The organism is Microtetraspora sp. NBRC 13810 (genome assembly GCF_030268685.1).
Classification (GTDB): Bacteria; Actinomycetota; Actinomycetes; order Streptosporangiales; family Streptosporangiaceae; genus BSRQ01.
In genome coordinates this window covers 1-807 of record NZ_BSRQ01000061.1, presented here as the reverse complement: position 1 = coordinate 807, position 807 = coordinate 1, and the positions used below count along the sequence as shown (strand labels likewise).

General features: G+C 70.5%; 1 protein-coding gene. It reads left to right on the top strand.

Annotation, left to right across the window (positions count from 1 at the left end):
- Nucleotides 1–807 (top strand): AAA family ATPase (locus tag QSK26_RS41440; RefSeq protein ID WP_285780853.1); only part of this gene is annotated, 807 nt, incomplete at both ends.

Sequence of the window (807 nt, the reverse complement as noted above, 5' to 3'; positions counted from 1 at the left end):
CACCCGGGGTGACATCATCCTGTTCATCGACGAGCTGCACACGCTGGTCGGTGCGGGCGCGGCCGAGGGCGCGATCGACGCGGCGAGCATCCTGAAGCCGATGCTGGCCCGCGGCGAGCTGCAGACCGTCGGCGCCACCACACTGGAGGAGTTCCGCCGCTACCTGGAGAAGGACTCCGCCCTGGTCCGCCGCTTCCAGCCGGTCCAGGTGGCCGAGCCGTCGGCGGCGCACGCGGTCGAGATCCTCAGGGGCCTGCGCGGCCGTTACGAGGCGCACCACCGCGTGTCGATCACCGACGGCGCCCTGGAGGCGGCCGTACGGCTGGCCGACCGCTACATCGGCGACCGGTTCCTGCCCGACAAGGCGATCGACCTGATCGACGAGGCCGGCTCCCGGCTGCGCGTGCACGGCGTGACCGGGCAGGAGGAGGTGACCGAGGAGCTCGTCGCGGAGATCCTGGCCGCCTCGACCGGCGTCCCGATCGTCAAGCTCACCGGGGAGGAGTCGCAGCGGCTGCTCCGCATGGAGGAGGAGCTGCACCGGCGGGTGGTCGGCCAGGACGACGCGGTCTCGGCCCTGTCCCGGTCGATCCGCCGGACCCGGGCCGGGTTGAAGGACCCGCGTCGTCCGGGTGGTTCGTTCATCTTCGCCGGTCCGTCCGGTGTCGGTAAGACCGACTTGTCCAAGGCGCTGGCCGAGTTCCTGTTCGGGGACGAGGACGCGCTGATCATGCTGGACATGTCGGAGTTCATGGAGAAGCACACGGTCTCCCGGCTGTTCGGTTCCCCGCCCGGTTACGTGGGTTA